Annotated in this window: 10 protein-coding genes; 8 read left to right on the top strand and 2 right to left on the bottom strand. The window is 64.4% G+C overall.

Annotated elements, in window-relative coordinates:
• The first annotated feature begins 27 nt into the window (after nt 1-27).
• From GNK13_RS12540 to proS, 4 genes are all read left to right on the top strand, one after another.
• Nucleotides 28-402, top strand: coding sequence for a GntR family transcriptional regulator (locus GNK13_RS12540; protein WP_164102873.1), 375 nt, complete (start codon nt 28-30; stop codon nt 400-402).
• 13 nt (nt 403-415) lie between these two features.
• On the top strand, nt 416-1,345 hold the full coding sequence (locus GNK13_RS12535; RefSeq protein ID WP_164102872.1) for an ABC transporter ATP-binding protein: 930 nt from the start codon (nt 416-418) through the stop codon (nt 1,343-1,345).
• Nucleotides 1,346-1,609: 264 nt separating this feature from the next.
• Entirely contained in the window at nt 1,610-4,036 is a 2,427-nt protein-coding gene (locus tag GNK13_RS12530; protein ID WP_164102871.1) for a hypothetical protein, read from the top strand.
• 85 nt (nt 4,037-4,121) lie between these two features.
• Nucleotides 4,122-5,639, top strand: coding sequence for a proline--tRNA ligase (gene proS, locus GNK13_RS12525; RefSeq protein ID WP_164102870.1), 1,518 nt, complete (start codon nt 4,122-4,124; stop codon nt 5,637-5,639).
• Between the two features lie 277 nt (nt 5,640-5,916).
• On the opposite strand, the gene holA is transcribed toward proS, so the two are convergent.
• Complete coding sequence (gene holA, locus GNK13_RS12520) at nt 5,917-6,957, bottom strand: DNA polymerase III subunit delta (protein WP_164102869.1); 1,041 nt, start codon at nt 6,955-6,957, stop codon at nt 5,917-5,919.
• A 259-nt stretch (nt 6,958-7,216) separates the two neighbouring features.
• Nucleotides 7,217-9,280: a hypothetical protein gene (locus tag GNK13_RS12515; protein WP_164102868.1), complete on the bottom strand. Its 2,064-nt coding sequence runs from the start codon at nt 9,278-9,280 to the stop codon at nt 7,217-7,219.
• Nucleotides 9,281-9,587: 307 nt separating this feature from the next.
• Between GNK13_RS12515 and mnmG the strand changes: the two genes are divergently transcribed.
• The 4 genes from mnmG to GNK13_RS12495 all read left to right on the top strand — a co-directional run bounded on the left by mnmG (nt 9,588) and on the right by GNK13_RS12495 (nt 15,807).
• The gene (gene mnmG, locus GNK13_RS12510) at nt 9,588-11,456 is read left to right on the top strand and encodes a tRNA uridine-5-carboxymethylaminomethyl(34) synthesis enzyme MnmG (RefSeq protein ID WP_164102867.1); all 1,869 of its coding nucleotides are present in this window, start codon (nt 9,588-9,590) and stop codon (nt 11,454-11,456) included.
• 486 nt (nt 11,457-11,942) lie between these two features.
• A complete protein-coding gene (locus GNK13_RS12505) occupies nt 11,943-12,530 on the top strand; it encodes a response regulator (protein WP_164102866.1) in 588 nt (195 codons plus the stop codon).
• Nucleotides 12,531-12,553: 23 nt separating this feature from the next.
• Nucleotides 12,554-14,107 (top strand): sensor histidine kinase, encoded by a 1,554-nt coding sequence (locus GNK13_RS12500; protein ID WP_164102865.1) that lies wholly within the window; start codon nt 12,554-12,556, stop codon nt 14,105-14,107.
• A gap of 32 nt (nt 14,108-14,139) precedes the next feature.
• Nucleotides 14,140-15,807, top strand: coding sequence for a Na+/H+ antiporter NhaC family protein (locus GNK13_RS12495; protein WP_235935105.1), 1,668 nt, complete (start codon nt 14,140-14,142; stop codon nt 15,805-15,807).
• The last annotated feature ends 109 nt before the right edge of the window (nt 15,808-15,916 follow it).

Below are 15,916 nucleotides of genomic sequence, written 5' to 3'. Positions count from 1 at the left end.
TCTAGTACACCAGAGTGAGCGAGTGCGATGCGATTCTCGATCGATACCAGCAACGGCGTCCCGATCTACGAGCAGATCGTCCGGCAGGTGACGTTTGCGGTCGCCGAAGGGGTTTTGGTTTCGGGCCAGATGGTTCCCAGCGTGCGGCAGCTGAGCACGACGCTGGCGATCAATCCCAACACGATCGCTCGCGCGTATCAGCAGCTGCAAAGCGACCAAGTGCTCGAGTCGCTCCGCGGCCGTGGGTTGGTCGTCCGCGCCGACGCGGCGCCTCGCTGCGACGCAGCTCGTCAGGCGATTCTCGCCGACCGACTTCGCAGCGTTCTCTCCGAGGCCCTGCACGCGGGTCTCAGCACTGAGCAGCTCCGTGAGATGTTCGAACAGCAGATACAAAACCTGTGAGGAGGTGCTTTCAATGCAACCGGTGATTTCGATCCGCGATCTCAAGAAGCACTACCGCGATTGCAAGGCGCTCGACGGCGTCAGTTTCGATGTGCCTCCGGGAGTCGTGTTTGCCCTGCTTGGGGAGAATGGCGCTGGCAAGACGACTCTGATCAAAACGCTGACCGGGTTCGTTCGTCCCGATGGTGGCTCGGCGACGGTGCTCGGCAAGGACTCGAGCAAATACTCGCTCGAGATTCGTCGCAAGATCGGTTACGTCTCCGACGCGCCGGCGCTTTATGACTGGATGCGTCCCGACGAGATCGGCTGGTTCACCGCGGCGTTCTATCCCGAAGGATTTTTGCAGCGCTATCATGAATTGATTGCGCACTTCGAAGTTCCTGGCGGCCGTAAGATTCGCCAGCTCAGCAAAGGGCAGCGAGCCAAGGTGGCTCTTGCGCTGGCAATCGCCCATGAGCCCGAGTTGCTAATTCTCGACGAGCCCACCTCGGGGCTCGACCCCGTGGTCCGCCGCCAGTTTTTAGAAAGCATGGTCGACCGCGCGGCGACCGGCCGCACGGTGCTCTTGAGCAGCCATCAAATCAGCGAAGTCGAGCGGGTCGCCGATTGGATCGCGATCTTGCATGAAGGGAAACTGCGAATCTTACAACCACTCTCGGAACTCAAAGAGTCGGTGGCGGATGTCACGGTGACGCTCGCCGACGCGATGGTCGAGATTCCTTTGCCGAGCGGAGAAGTTCTGAGTCAATCCCGCAGCGGCAGGCAGTTGCACATGATGGTTCGAGATTTCACCGACGAGGATGCCGCGGCGATCCGAGCGGCCGCGGGCGTGGTGTCAATCGACCGCCGGCATCCGAGCCTGGAAGACATTTTCGTCGCCTGCACCCACGGCACACCGCCCGCGGCGGAACCGTCCGTGAATCATGCACGGCAAGTGGTTTAAGTCGTCGCGCGGGCGTTAGCCCAGCCGCGTAGCGGCGAAAGAGAATAGCCAGGGGCGTGAGCCCCTGGAGCCAGAGTCAATGCGTAGTTGGAATCCCCAGCGGGGCGGCATAGCGATGAGTGTCGGAATTATGTCGCCCCGCTGGGGCTGGTGCGCGTGATTCGTTGCGTTTCCTGGGGCTGACGCCCCAGGCTATTGTATGTCGCCGCTACGCGGCTGGATCTTACAGATCCCTCACCCCAGCCCTCTTCCCCAAATCCTCCCATGTCCCGATCACCCATCTTGGCTCGATTGTTGTGGAAAGACGGCTGGGTGATCTGGCCGCTTGCGCTGGCGTTGTGTGGGATCGCGGTCTTGCTTTATTTGCTCGTGCCACTGCTCCCGGGAAACCATTCACCGATTTATTCCGCGTGGTTGCTTCTGTTTCCCAATTTGTTCGCCCTGGGGGCTCCACAACTGCAAGTGGGGCAAGAGGAGGAGAGCCGGACTTTTTATTGGACTCGTTCGCTGCCGATTCCTTGGCGAACGGCCTTTGCGAGCAACGTGCTGACGGCAATCCTCGGTCTGGCAACAGTCTGGATCGTGTGTGGGCTGGCAACCTATTTGGCTTATCGAAGTGGTGACTTTTCGACTCAAAGTTCTTTTGCCTACCAAGGGATGTGGTCCGCGGATCTTTACCGCGTGATCACGTTTTCGGGGCTGCTGCTCGGACTGGGCTATCTCTGCTCTTGGTATTTCCGTTCGCCGATCGTCGCTCTGATTGCGGTCGTCCCAATCGCGTTTCTCTCAGTGGGGCTGACGCATCTGGTAAATGGTTGGGTTGCAGATTTGCTGTTGGGAGATTCTTCGGCGGATGAATTGCGCCTGGAGATTCTCCTGATCGGGCACACCAACATCGTGCTGACGATCGTTTATGCAGCGATCGCGGCTTATCTCGCTCGCCGCCGCTGGACAATGCCTGAGAACGAGGGGGGGCGAACTTCCCCGGCTTTCGCACCGACTGCCTATCGCCCGGCGCCGCAGTTAGCGCTCTTCAAACCCTCCCCCACGACCGCGTTGCTTTGGCAAGCGGCTCGCCAGTCGTCGCTGGCGGTTTTATGCGTGGTGGGAGTGTTGCTGTTGAGTTTGGTCGCGGTCGTAGTGATCGGCCACTACTCGCTTTCCCATGATTTCTCCGTCATGGTCTCGGGCGTCGTGCTTTTTGCGATCGCTGTTCTGGGGACGGTCACGTTTGGAGGAGATCATGCGCGGGAGCGGCATCGCTTTTTGGCGGAGATTGGGCTGGGGCGTTGGCAAGTGTGGTGGACGCGTCTGCTGATTCCATTGCTAGTTGCCGTGCCGGCGATCGCGGTGTTTTGCGCGGCGGTGTTTCTGGTTGAGAATCCGCGGGAGTCGAATGCGACCATCATCGTGGTGATGATCGGCTTGGCCGCCTTTGGCATCAGTCAGCTGATGGGAATGTGGATCCGCCGCCCCGCGGTGGCGGTCGGACTCGGGTTGATGTTGTTTGTTATCGCGATGCTTCTCGGCTTCTTCTACGAGGCGTATCCGTCTTTCCTCTGGACCGGTTGGCTGGGGATCGCCGCGTTGTTCTTGGCCAGCTTGAGCATGTGTCGCCGCTGGATGGATCGCGACCGCGGAGCGGTGTATCACGGCGGGATGGTCGGCTGGTTGGGCACTGCCGTGGTGGCGATGCTGCTGCCGATACTCGCCGTCCGCTGGTGGACGACGCCGGCGGCGATGCCCGAGTGGCGGGAGCGGACGCTCGCGGCGGCGGCGAGGGTGGTCGATGCGCAGCCAACGATGGGCAACGTGAGGTACATCAACGTCAATTATCGCTCGTACTACCCAGGTCCCACGCTTCGTCAAGATTTGGAGCGACTGCAAGAGGCATTCGCGGAAGCAGCCGACGGCGGTCAGATGTTCCCGATTGGCTACGATTTGCCTCAGGTCATGGACGGGTTGCTTGAAGCGGCTCGAAGTTCAGCACCTCGGGACACCGTCAGAGGTCCTGTACCTGAAGTATTCGCCCATATGGAATCGACCGGCGGTTCGGAGAAGTGGTACGCGGATTTGCTCTCCTTTGCACTCACTTCGGTCGAGCGACTGCCCGAGCTGCGGCATGTGTTGCGGGACGCTGATTTGGCGGATCAGTACGAACAGATCGTAGTTGCAGAGCTGGAACGTCCCGAATCACGTCAGATTCTCGGCGAGGACCGCTGGAGGGAGTTCGTGGGCCGGTTGCGGACGATCGACGAGCGAAGAGAAGATCGCCGCGCGGCGCTCCTGGCCAGCTATTGGCACTATGTCGCGGAAGACCGCAACAATCCTCTTCAGCTCAGCCTGGGAGGATACAGCCGCTGGTCGTGGAGGACTCAGGCCCTCGGTTGGGAACGGTGGCGGGTTCGCCGCTGGATGGAGTTGGCGACGCGGATCAGTCTCGAGCAGCTCGAGTCGGGAGTGCCGAGGCCCAGAAGTCCCGAGGAGCGAAAGCGGATGGAGGCCTGGGCGGAGGCGTTCGACGACCAGGAGACCGTCCGCTATCTCCAGCCGACTCGCTACTGGAACACCGGGCTCGACCGAAGGGTCGAGGCGCTGCGGGAATTAGGCCGCAGGGCGCCCGCCGCGGGGTCCGACCGATCGGGTCGTGCGGGGGAACCCGAGGCTAGCGCCAACGGCTCAGGGGGGTAGTACTTCAGCCACCTCGTGTTCTCCTGGGGTTTATCGCTAGAATCCGCGGTTCCGTCAAACGCGATAACCCCAGGAGCAGCGGTCGATGGCGAAAGCCCCGAAAAATGCGATCTCGCCAACGCGTGGTGAAGATTACCCCGAGTGGTACCAGCAGGTGATCCGAGCGGCCGATATGGCCGAGGTCTCACCGGTGCGAGGCTGCATGGTGATCAAACCCTGGGGCTACGCCTTGTGGGAGAACATGCAGCGGGTCCTCGACGACATGTTCAAGGCCACGGGGCATCAAAACGCGTATTTCCCGCTGTTCATCCCGATGAGCTACCTCGAGAAAGAGGCTCAGCACGTCGAGGGGTTTGCGAAGGAATGCGCGGTCGTCACCCACCATCGGCTCGAGCCGGACGGTAAAGGGGGGCTGCGGCCGGCCGGTCCGCTCGAAGAGCCGCTGATCGTGCGGCCGACGAGCGAGACGATCATCGGGGCGACCTACGCCAAATGGGTCCAGAGCTACCGCGACCTGCCGATTCTGATCAACCAGTGGGCGAACGTCGTCCGCTGGGAGATGCGGACGCGGATGTTCCTGCGGACCGCCGAATTCCTCTGGCAGGAGGGACACACGGTCCACGCCACGAGCGAAGAGGCGATGGAAGAGACGATGCGGATGCTCGACGTTTACGCCGACTTCGCGGAAAACTGGATGGCGATGCCCGTCCTCAAGGGTTTCAAGACGCCCGCCGAACGCTTCCCCGGAGCAGTCGAAACGGTTTCGATCGAGGCCATGATGCAGGACCGCAAGGCGCTGCAGGCCGGCACCAGCCACTTCCTCGGCCAGAATTTTTCGCGAGCTCAAAAGATCCAGTTCCAGGACCAAGCGGGCAACATGCAGTTCGCTTGGACGACCAGCTGGGGCGTCTCGACGCGGCTGGTCGGGGCGCTGATCATGAGCCACGCCGACGACGACGGGCTGATCCTGCCACCGAAGCTGGCACCGGTCCAAGTGATGATCATTCCGATCTTCCGCGACGATGCGCAGCGGTCCGAAGTTCAGGAGTACATCGAACGGCTCCGCGCCGAGATCGGTTCGCTGACGTTTGCCGGCAGCCCGATCCGCGTCGACGTCGACACCCGCGACATGCGGGGGGGCGAGAAGAAATGGCAGCACGTCAAACGGGGCGTGCCGCTGCGGTTGGAGGTGGGTCCCAAGGACATCGCCAACGACTCGGTGTTCGTCGGCCGCCGCGATCAGCCGCAGTCGCAGTCGATGCCCCGCGGCGAGCTGGTCGCCTCGCTGCCGGAGATCCTCCAGTCGATTCAGCAGAATCTGTTTGAGCGAGCGCTGAAGCTCCGCGAGGACAACACGCGGGTGATCACCAGCGAAGGAGAGTTCCGCGAGTTCTTCACGCCCAAGCAGAAGGATGGCGAGCCCGAGATTCACGGCGGCTTCGCCCTTTGCCACTTTGCTGACGAAAAAGACCTCGAACCGCTGCTCAAGGAGCTGAAGGTCACGCCCCGCTGCATTCCGCTAGGCCAAGAGAGCACGCCGGGCAAGTGTTTCGCGACCGGGAAGCCCACCGAGAAGCAAGCCGTGTTCGCCAAGGCGTACTGAGTACTGAGTACTGAGGACCCAAGCCCGAAGGGTTTTGCACAATACAGCCCAGGGCAAAGCGAAGCGGCGAAGCCGCGTAGCGACGCCCTGGGTCTCGGTCCAGCAACCGGCATCCAGCCCTGTAAGGGCCCTACAGAATTGTATCGCCCTTGCAGGGCTTTGGGTGGGTGTCGCGATTTCGTACCCAGGGCGTCGCTCTGCGGCTTCGCCGCGTTGCTGTGCCCTGGGCTGGTCTGTTAAGGCCCCTTCAGGGCCCGGCTTGACCGCTCCTCGTCGCTCACCCCTTCGCTAACTTCAGAAAGAACTCTTCGAGCACGAGCCGATCGGGGCCGGTGGTGCTGTGGGTTCCTTTGAGTTTGAGGTCCGCCTCGAGTAGCCAACCGAGGATCTTGCGGCCCCGCTCGCGGCCGAGCAGCCGCAGTTGACCTTCGACTTTCTTGAGCTCGAACGGCCGGTAACCGGCGGCCTGCAGAGCGGTGGCCATCGGCATTCGGCGGCCGGTTCGCTCGGCGTGGTCGATCGCCGCAGTCGCCAGCCCGAGTCGCCGCATCGACCAGGCGATTTGCGGCAAGAGGGCAATCGGTTGCTCGCCGCTGGCCAGCATCCGGTCGAGCTGCCGCAGCGCCTCGGCGGCATTGCCCGCGGCCGCGGCGTCGATCGTTTCCCAGGTCGTGTGAGCGCGCCATCCGCCGACGATGTCGCGGACCATCACGTCGCTGATCTCGCCGCCGACTTCGGCGTACAAGGCGAGCTTGGCGGTCTCGGTGTCGAGCATCCCGATGTCGGTTCCCACCAGGTCGACCAGCAGATCGGCCGCCGCTCCAGTCAACCGGCACTGGTGCCGCGGAGCCACGGTGGAAGTCAAGAACTTTCGCAGCTTCGTGAGGTCCGGTCGCTTCGATTTGCCGCTGCCAGTCGGCACCGCGCAGTGCACCACCAAATGCTCTTTGTCGGCCGATTTGTAGAGCCGCGTGTTGGACGGAAACGACTGCACTTCAAGGAACAGCCGGCCGGCGGTCGATGGCCGCGCGACGTAATCCTCCAGCTCGGGACGAAACTTTTTGACCAGCGGATCAGCCCCACGGACGATCAACACCCGACGCTCGCCCGCGTCGAACAGCGACGCCGTGCTGACTTCGTCCCGCACATCCCGCCAGACCGCCGACTCTCCGTCGACCGTTTCGGCGTCGCCGTGGCGAGTCAGCTCCCGCAATACCCAGCCGCGCAGCGTCGCGTCCTCGCCGAATAGAACGACGACCGGCGGCAACGTCGCTTCGTCCGGAGGCGCTGCGAGGAGATCAAAAGCTTCGACGGGCATCGGAACAGGGCAGGGGGGAGCGGGAGGACCAGGGGCTGCCAATATTCTGAGAGATGGCAGGTCCGGAACCTACCCCACCTCGTGAGGTTGTGCCGCCCCATCAGGGCTTGGCGCACTGGTGCGCTCCGGTACCCAGGGCGGCGCTCTGCGGCTTCGCCGCGGCGCTGTGCCCTGGGCTGTGATGTTCGAACCCTTCGGGCTGAGGGTGAAGTACCGCGCAGAAGCGTCTGGCCTCCGAAATCCGTTTCATCAGCCCACGTTACTGGGCGATGGGCTGGAAGCCTCGGATGCGGGCTTTGGGAGCGAGTCCTTGGACGGCGACCGGCGTGTCGCGGGCTTGGACCCCCACGTTGCCGGCTCGGTCGACTCCTTCGATCCGCAAGAATATCTCGCGCGGCAGCCGCGGGTCGGCCGGCCAGGCATAGCGGCCGGTGGCGTCGAGTCCCGTGGCGATCGTCGTCCAAGGGCCGCCGGGATTGCCGCTGAACGAGAGCGTGACGGGGCGGGAGGCGGGATTGTCGTCGCGGTAGGAGTACTCGATGACCAGCGCGCCGGCCTCATCCCCTTCGCCGTAGCGGGCCGCCAGCAAGTGGACTTCCGGAGCGGTGTCGTCGACGCGGACGTAGATATCGGCCTCGTCACCCGGCTGCGGACGGTGGCTGGTCAAGCCGTTGCCGCCGACCACGACGATGCAAAAACCGTACAGCCCTGAGTTGACCGTTTCGATGTCGAATGGGCTTTGGCGGTCCGGATCCGCTCCCCAGTTGCTCCAGGTTCGGCCGCCGTCGCTCGAACCCCACAGTTCCACTTCGTCGATCCCCTTGGACCCCACCGATTCGACTTCGTAGTCGAGACTGAACTGACGCGACCGGCTCTGGCGGATCTCACTCTCGTCGATCGAGATCCCAGGGACGCTCGCCGCGGGCCCCGACTGGAATGTTCCGGGCTGGTCTTCAAGGTTGGGTTGGGCTTGATAGTTGGGCTGGTCTTGATAGCCGGGCTGGGCTTGATAGTTGGGCTGGGCTTGATAGTTGGGTTGGGCCTCGTAGTCGGGTTGGGCCTCGTAGTCGGGGCGGCCGGTGCGGTAGCCGCCGTCGCCGGGCAGTGGGGCAGCGTTCGATGGGGGAGCCATCGAGGGGCCTTGAGGGACGGACCGCGTGGGGTACACCGCGTCGGGTTCGCCTGCTGGGGTTGGCAGCGTCTCGATGCTGATCGGTCGCATTGCGCTGCTCGGAGGAACGGGGTCCAGTCCGCGGTAGCTGCTCGCGGCGCGGTCGGCGTCGCTATAGCCACCGGCGTAGGGATTCGCCGTGGATCCCTCTGGAGCAACCGCTGCAGGCGCGGCAGCCGGAGCGGGGCTGGGGGGAAACGCCCGTGAAGGACTCACCATGGCGTAACCACCGTCGAGAGCTCCGGAGGCGGCCGAACCCACCTGCGGCATTCGCGCCGGAGGATTCGCCAGCGGGCTGCCTGCGGGAAGGCTTGGGGCGACGTTGCTGGCGAGGTGGGCAGGGGTTCCCGCGATCCGCGGCCGCTCGACTTGTTTTACGACGTCGGCTTGGTTCCCGGCTTGATCGAAAGCCACGACCCGCACGTTCAAGTATCGCCAATTTCCCGCCGGCACGAATTCGACTTGCCCCTGCCGCGAGCCATCGCCGCGGTCGGAGATGTTTTGGCTGGGCACCTCGACCGGGACCCACTCGGTGCGGTGGGTGTCGGTCATGTACTGGAGCTGGACGACGTTCGCTGCCGGCGCGGCATCGGCATAGACGAAGCTGACCCGGACTTGTCCGGTGGCGTCGACGTCGGCTTGAACGGTCAACTGCGGCCGCGTGGTGTCGACCGTCACGTGCAACTGCGGCGCGATCCGGTTTCCCGGCGGATGGGCGTTGCCTGCGACGTCGATCGTCCGGGTAGCAAACCAGTAGTGGCCGTCGTCCGGGGCGGAGAATTGAAAGTGCCGCCCGTTGGCCGGCTGGCGAGCGAACAGTTCCCACTGCTGGCCCTGGTTGCGGGAGACGAACAGCTCGACGTGAAGCGGACGCGAGCCGCTGGTGTCGACGCTGAACGGGATCTCGAACTGCCGCAGGTTCATCACCACGCCGGGCGTCGCCGAGCCGCTGGTCGCTTGCCCATCAATCCCGTACCCGCCCGTCCCGTACCCGCCCGTCCCGTACCCGCCGGCCCCGTACCCGCCGGGCATCGAACCGCTCGCATGAGCAGCGGGAAGGCGTGAAGCCGCGCCCGGACCCTGGGCGAAAGTCGCTGCTGGGGCGTAGACTGCGGTGACGGCTGCCAGAAGTGCTGTGAGTTTGGCATGCATGGCCGGAGCTCCGCAAAAGGCGTCGGTGGGTGCGGATCGCGAGCGACAAGCGCGGAACCACCTTTCAGCCATTCGGCCGGCCAAGTAACGGAACTTGAGGAAAAATCGTCGGGGGTGGGGAGAAATCGTTTAACGGCAAGCCGCAGGCGACTGTGTTTCTAGGCGACAGGGTTACAAAAAGCAGTCGCCTGCGGCTTACCGTTAAACGATCAGGGGGACGTTTTCGCGGAGTCTGTGGGAACCGGACGCTAGCGCGTGGCGGCTGATGAATAAGCGGCTGATGATTGAGTTGGAACGAGGACGCGGGATGAGTGCGATCGAATATCACTACGACGTGGTCGTCGTGGGAGCCGGACACGCGGGGACCGAAGCGGCTGCGGCTGCAGCTCGGCTCGGGGCACGCGTGGCGCTGCTGACAACGAACCTCGACACGGTCGGCCAGATGAGCTGCAACCCGGCGATCGGGGGCGTGGCCAAAGGTCAGATCGTCCGCGAAGTCGACGCGCTCGGCGGCTTGATGGGGCGAGCGACCGACGCCACCGGAATTCAGTTCCGGATGCTCAACTGCCGCAAGGGACCGGCGATGCACAGCCCTCGCGCCCAGGCCGACAAGCGGGGGTACCAGACCGAGATCAAACGGCTGATCGAGGAGCAACCGAACCTCGACCTCCGCCAAGAAGTCGTCGTGGACCTGCTGACCGAAGAAGCTCCCGCGGACGATTCGTTCGCCGAGAGCCAGTTGCGGCGGGCGAAGATCGTCGGCGTCGCAGTCGCTGGCGATGCGGTCTACCGCGCGCCGTGCGTGGTGCTGACCACCGGCACCTTTTTGAAAGCGGTCATGCACACCGGCGAAGCCCAGTCGCGTGGTGGGCGAGCCGGCGAGGGAACCACCGCTGGGATCAGCGGCGCGCTGCATCGGCTGGGGTTCGCCATCGAGCGGTTCAAGACGGGGACGCCGCCGCGGTTGTCGGCTCGCACGATCGACTTTTCGCGCACCGAACCGCAGCCCGGCGACTCCGATCCCGAGCCGTTTTCGTATCTGAACGACCGCATCGAGCAAACCCAACTCGACTGCTACATCACGCACACCAACGAGGCGGTCCACGATCTGATCCGCGCCAATCTCCATCGAGCTCCGATGTACAGCGGGCGGATCGAAAGCCGCGGGCCGCGGTATTGTCCTTCGATCGAGGACAAGATCGTCCGCTTTGCCGACAAGACCAGCCACCAACTGTTTCTCGAACCCGAAGGCCGGCAGACGCAGGAAGTCTACGTCAACGGGATCTCGACCAGCCTTCCGCGGGACGTCCAGGACGAGATGCTGCGGCACATCCCGGGGCTCGAGGCGGCGCGGATCATGCGCTACGGCTATGCGGTCGAGTACGACTACTGTCCGCCGACCCAGCTGCTCCCGCATTTGGAGACCAAACGGGTCGGTGGGCTGTACTTGGCCGGTCAAATCAACGGCACGACGGGCTACGAGGAAGCGGCCGGGCAGGGGCTCCTCGCTGGGGCCAACGCGGCGCTGGCCGCCGCCGGCCGACCGCCGCTGGTCCTCTCCCGCGACCAAGCCTACATCGGCGTGCTGATCGACGACCTGGTCACCAGCGGGGCCGACGAGCCCTACCGGATGTTTACGAGCCGGGCTGAATTCCGTTTGCTGCTCCGCCAGGACAATGCCGATCGGCGGCTGACGCCGCTGGCCGAGCAAGCGGGATTGGTCGGCGGCGAGCGGGTGCGGCGTCTGGGAGCGAAATTGGCGGAGATCGCCCAGGGACTCGAGTGGCTCGCGAGCGGACGCGTCGGCGAGCAGCCGGCGGAAAAGTACCTCAAGCGCCCCGAGGTCGAGTGGGATGAGATCGTCAGCCACGTCCCGGCCCTCGCCGGGCTCTCGGCAGCGGCCGCGCGGCAAGTGATGTACGACGTGAAGTACAGCGGCTACGTCGATCGCCAGCGAGCGGAAGTCGATCGCCATCGTCGGCTAAGCGAAAAGAAGATCCCGCTGAATTTCGATTACGCCGCGATTCGCCCGCTGCGAACCGAAGCTCGCCAGAAATTGTCGCAGGTGCGTCCCGCGACGCTCGACCAAGCCCGGCGGGTCAGCGGGATCACGCCGGCCGACGTGGCCCTGTTGCTGGCGCATCTCGACGCCAAAACGGCCGCGAAAAAAAGCTGAGCCGCGTGGGGGGCTAGAACCGCAGGACGCTGCACGCGGGTGTTTGATCGTTTAACGGCAAGCCACAGGCGTCGGTGTTTTAAAAAGCAGTCGCCTTCGGCTTGCCGTTAAACGAATTCCGCGACTGCTGCCCGGACTCTCTTCGTAACCTGTTGCGGTTGTTCAACTTGGCGCGAAAATATCAATCTTGACCGGTTGTGAGGGTTGGGTATAATTCCGGTGCTTTGGCAAGATCGGCAATCCGGGAAGGGGGCGGAGCTCCTCACCGCTTGCTTCACCCGCGCAAATTACCGCTGAAATGTGATCGTGCGGAGTTTGCGTGACTTTGCTAAACAAGCCACCGCTGGTCGCCGCGTTCCGGTTTGGTTGCCGGGGGCGAATGGGCAGCGAGTGGCCGGAGTACCCGCCGGCCAGAGGCAACGACCGTTGCTTGCTGCGGGTTGAATGGGATCCGGTCTTATCGTGCCAGGGAGGAGGATTACTGCCATGACCAAGAAAACGGTCTTCACTACCGGTGAAGCGGCCAAGATCTGCAAGGTCAGTCAGCAGACGATTATTCGCTGCTTTGACAATGGTTCGCTCAAAGGCTTTCGCGTCCCCGGAAGTCGCTTCCGACGGATTCCGCGGGATCACCTGTATGCCTTCATGAAGGACAACGGGATCCCAACCGATGCGCTCGAGAGCGGCAAGAAGAAGCTACTGGTCGTCGACGACGACGAGGATCTGGTGGAGCTGATCGTCGAGGGCTTCGTCCGCGATGGCCGGTTCGAGATCCGCACGGCGAACAACGGGTTCGATGCGGGGATGCAGGTCAACGAGTTCCGCCCCGACCTGGTGATTCTCGATGTGATGCTCCCCGACATCAACGGTCGGGAAGTGTGTCAGCGGGTCCGCAGCGATTCCTCGCTCGACGCGGTCAAGATCATCTGCATTTCGGGGATGGTCGAGCAGGACAAGGTCGATTCGCTGCGGAGTGCCGGCGCGAACGACTTCATGCAGAAACCGTTCGCGGTCGAGGACCTGCTGAACCGTGGCTGCGATCTGCTGGAGATGGAACGCGGCGTCACGCACTGAGCGGCGGTTGACGCGGGTAGGGCATGAGCCGTCGGGCAGCCAGCCCGGATCCGTCATCAGCCGCCGGACGCTGGCCTGGATTATTCATCAGCCGCCGGACGCTGGCCTGGATTATTCATCAGCCGCCGGGCGCTAGCCCCCGGTTGCTAAAGATGCGGCAACAACCGGACGCTAGCGCGTGGCGGCTGATAGCGCTGATCGTGTGGTGTCTCGCGGGCACCAGCGGCTTTTTGAGTGAAGGGACATCAGGGATGACGGTCTTGCCGGCGGTTCGATGGGGGGGAGCCGCTTGGCGGTTGCCCCTTGCACCGCGGTCGGCCGAAGCGCTCGCGGCGGTGCTGCTCGACGGCACCTCCGAAGCTTCCGCGGGCGGCGGACCGTTGGATCCGGAGCGTACGGTGGCGACGCTTGCCGGTCGGCTGCGGAGCGACCCGCCGCTGGCGATCTTCGCGGCGCTCGAGTATCTCCGCGCGGTTCCCTCGGCGGCCGCGACGGCGATCGAGCTCGATGAGCTGGCGGTGTGGCTCAGCGATGCGACCGAGCGGCTGTGGCTCGATGGCGATCGCGCGTTGGCCGCGGCCGAGCCGCCGACTCCCGCGGCCTTTTGCCGGTGGAGTGAACTCTACGCTCGCACGCTCTGCCAGCCGGTCGAACAGTGGATGGATGCGGCGGCCGGGTGGCTCGAAGTGGCTGGCCCGCAGGTTCCTGCGACTTGGCAAAACTCGTGGCCGCGGCTGGTCGACGCGGCGGAAGAGGTGGAGCTGGATGCCGAAGCGGAGGAGGCATTGCCGGAGGCGGGCGTTGCAGGTCCCGGCTACGGCGAAGGAAGCCTCGATCTCAGCCGCTTGGCGCGCACGCTCCGCGAGCACCGCATGCTTCGGGACCGGTTTGCGACGCGTCTGCAGGCGGAGAAGCTCCAGTCGCTGCGGCAGTTGGCTTATGGGCTGAGCCATGAGATCAACAATCCGCTGGCCAACATCAGCACCCGTGCTCAGCAGTTGGCCGAAGGGGAAGAGGATCCGCAGCGGCGACAGCGGCTCGAGCGGATCACCGACTCGGCGCTGCGGGCGCACGAGATGATCGCCGACTTGATGTACTTTGCTCGCCCGCCGCGACCGCGCCGCAGCCGCGTCGATGTCGCCGCGTTGGCCGCGATGGTCGTCGAGGAAGTGAGCCCCCAGTGCGAAGCGCTGAATATCGCGATCCGACTTCGCTGCCTGGACCAGCACAACGCGGCGGCGCTGACGGTTGACGCCGATCGCGACCAGTTGGCCGATGCGATCCGCGCGATGGTTCGCAACTCGATCGAAGCGGTGGGGACTTCCGGTGCGATCGACCTCCGCCTCTCGCGTCGCCCGAAGCGGCTGCGGATCGACGTGACCGACAGCGGTCCGGGGCTGAGCGACGAGGCGCGGCAGCACGCCTTTGATCCCTACTACAGTGGTCGCGAGGCGGGGCGCGGGCTGGGCCTGGGGCTGTGCCGCGTCTACCGCGTGGCCCGAACGCACGGCGGCGGGGCGGCGATCCTGAGCCTGGCGGTGGGCTGCCGAACGCGAATGTGGATCGCCGCTTCGTAACAAGAGGCCGCCTCGTTTCAGGGATGCGAACTGTGGACGACTATGGATGGCTCAGTCTGCTCCCGCCGCTGATCGCAATCGTGCTGGCGATTCTCACCCGCCGCGTCGTGCTCTCGTTGGGGCTGGCGATTTTGGCCGGAGCGATGTTGCTCTCCGCGGGCGCCCCCGGAGGCTGGTCGCTGGCCGGGACTTTGGATTCCGCGTGGAACGATCATCTGTTTCCGGCGCTCCGCGACGAGAGCCATCTGCAGGTGCTGTACTTCAGCCTGTTGCTCGGCGGGATGGTGGGGGTCTTGGCGGCCAGCGGGGGAATGGAAGCGCTCGTCCGCAGCCTGTCGCGGCGAGCCTCGCACCGTCGCGGCGGACAGGGGCTGGTCGGCGCGCTGGGGCTGGTCATCTTCTTCGATGATTACGCCAATACGCTGTTGCTTGGGACGACGATGCAATCGACCGCCGACCGGTTGCGGTTCTCGCGAGCGAAGCTGGCGTATTTAGTCGATTCGACCGCTGCTCCGGTCGCTGGGTTGGCGCTGGTCAGCACGTGGGTGGCGACCGAGATCAGCTTGATTGGCGAAGGTCTGGTTGCGGCGGGAGTGGCCGCGGACGTGACTCCGTTTGGCGTCTTTGTGAGCTCTGTCGCTTATCGGTTTTATGCAATCCTCGCGCTCGTCCTGGTCGCGCTGGTCGCCTGGAGCGGTCGCGATTTTGGTCCCATGTGGCGGGCGGAACAGGACGCTTGGACGGCTGCCGAGGCGGTGCCGGGTGGTGCCGCCGATGGGAGTTCTGACAAGAGTGCCGACAGAAGTGCCGAGGTTGTTCGCCCCGCGGACCGTTGGTTGTGGCTGGCCGCGGTCCTGCCGGTCGTCGCCTGCGTGGTGACGGTCGGAGTGGTGTTGGTCCAGACCGGCAGCCCGCATGCCGCGGCGGATCGGTTCGGCGTTCTGCGGTACTGGGGAGAGGTGATTGGCAGCGCCGATTCGTACGCGGCGCTCGTCTGGGGAGGGGGTGTGGGGCTCGGCGTGGCGCTGCTTTCGGGCGTCGTTGCGCGGCGGGCGTCGCTTGCGGAACTGTTAGGCGGCGCGGCGCGAGGGGCGGCGCATCTGCTGCCGGCGATGTGGATCCTGTGGTTGGCGTGGTCGCTGAGCAGCATGACCGAGGGAGTGACGATCGAGGACGGCAAAGTCGTGGCGGGGCCGTTTCTAGACACCGGCGGTTTTCTGGCCGAGGTTTTGCGGAGCAGCGGGATGCCGGGCTGGATGCTGCCGACGGCAATCTTTGTCACCGCCGGTTTCGTCGCCCTCTCGACCGGCACCAGCTGGGGGACGATGGCGATTCTGACGCCGCTCTCGGTACAGTTGGCGGTCGCTGCCGGGGGGGCGGTCGTGGGAGAGGCAGAGGTGCTCTCAGACGGCGGGCCGTGGCTGATCGCGGTGGTGGGAGCGGTCCTGGCCGGCTCGATTTTTGGTGACCATTGCTCGCCGATCTCCGATACGACGGTGCTGTCGAGCCGAGCGAGTGGGTGTGATCACATTCTGCACGTGCGGACGCAGCTGCCCTATGCGTTGCTAGCCGCTGGCGTGGCGATTCTTTGCGGCACGCTGCCGAGCGGTTTGGGAGCTCCGGTTTGGGCGTGTCTGCTCGCCGGGGCGGCGATGCTGGTCGCGGCGATGCGGTGGTTCGGTAATCCAGTCGAAGGCTAGCTGGACAGCGCCACGTTGGATTGGTTCGGAGCAGGACGGCTCGCGGAAAAATCGTTTAACGGCAAGCCGAAGGCGACTGCTTTTTAAAACACAGTCGCCTTCGGCTTGC

Source organism: Candidatus Laterigemmans baculatus (genome assembly GCF_010367455.1).
Lineage (GTDB): Bacteria > Planctomycetota > Planctomycetia > Pirellulales > Pirellulaceae > Laterigemmans > Laterigemmans baculatus.
Note: the sequence above shows the minus strand (reverse complement) of the source record. Positions and strands in the feature narration are given on the sequence as shown.

Bases quoted from the DNA above. Each gene is read 5' to 3' on its own strand.
- holA (WP_164102869.1), bottom strand. From the start codon at position 6,957: ATGCCCGTCGAAGCTTTTGATCTCCTCGCAGCGCCTCCGGACGAAGCG.
- GNK13_RS12505 (WP_164102866.1), top strand. From the start codon at position 11,943: ATGACCAAGAAAACGGTCTTCACTACCGGTGAAGCGGCCAAGATCTGC.
- mnmG (WP_164102867.1), top strand. From the start codon at position 9,588: ATGAGTGCGATCGAATATCACTACGACGTGGTCGTCGTGGGAGCCGGA.
- GNK13_RS12540 (WP_164102873.1), top strand. From the start codon at position 28: ATGCGATTCTCGATCGATACCAGCAACGGCGTCCCGATCTACGAGCAG.
- GNK13_RS12500 (WP_164102865.1), top strand. From the start codon at position 12,554: ATGAGCCGTCGGGCAGCCAGCCCGGATCCGTCATCAGCCGCCGGACGC.
- GNK13_RS12515 (WP_164102868.1), bottom strand. From the start codon at position 9,280: ATGCATGCCAAACTCACAGCACTTCTGGCAGCCGTCACCGCAGTCTAC.
- GNK13_RS12530 (WP_164102871.1), top strand. From the start codon at position 1,610: ATGTCCCGATCACCCATCTTGGCTCGATTGTTGTGGAAAGACGGCTGG.
- GNK13_RS12535 (WP_164102872.1), top strand. From the start codon at position 416: ATGCAACCGGTGATTTCGATCCGCGATCTCAAGAAGCACTACCGCGAT.
- proS (WP_164102870.1), top strand. From the start codon at position 4,122: ATGGCGAAAGCCCCGAAAAATGCGATCTCGCCAACGCGTGGTGAAGAT.